Source organism: Spirilliplanes yamanashiensis, assembly GCF_016863475.1.
In the GTDB taxonomy this organism is placed as follows: domain Bacteria; phylum Actinomycetota; class Actinomycetes; order Mycobacteriales; family Micromonosporaceae; genus Spirilliplanes; species Spirilliplanes yamanashiensis.
Window position 1 is genome coordinate 1 of sequence record NZ_BOOY01000060.1, and the last position, 568, is coordinate 568.

A 568-nucleotide genomic window follows, 5' to 3' on the forward strand; every position below is an offset into this window, starting at 1 on the left:
CCCCCCCGGAAGCGGCAAGTCTACGCTCGTTAAGCGGCTCGCGGTTGCCTATGCTGAACCGGAGCGGCGAGTTCGCGTCGCCGACGGTCTTCCTGATCTTCATTGCCTTCCAGTGGTCGTCCGATGCCGACAGCTCAGGGACGCCGGCCAGTCGGTCGTGGAAACGCTTTTTGAACAGATCAACCGGGCTGAACGGCCTGAGCTACGAGAGCCATTCGGCCTGGCCGTGGCCAGCGCGCTCAGGGATGGCACGCTATTACTGCTGCTAGACGGAATGGATGAAATTAGGACTGCTGGCGATAAGATTGCATTCGCTAAGCAGTTGCGGATCTTCCTTTCGGTATATCCCGCAGTGCGCGTCGTGGTTACATCACGCGAGGCGGGCTTTCGCCCCATCGCAGGCGCGGTTACTGAGGTTTGTACGCCGTTCTACGTTGCCGATCTCTCGGATGACGACATTGAACGACTATCGGTGGCATGGCATCAGGTAACGGTGGGTCGAAGTGCGGAGGTAGAGCGCGAAGCTCGTCGTCTCTCTTTCGACATTTGCAATATAGACCGTGTTAGG

Annotated in this window: 1 protein-coding gene; it reads left to right on the forward strand. The window is 58.5% G+C overall.

The window, feature by feature from the left end; genetic code table 11:
- On the forward strand, positions 1-568 hold a 568-nt coding region (locus tag Sya03_RS30685; RefSeq protein ID WP_203941953.1), incomplete at both ends, for an NACHT domain-containing protein.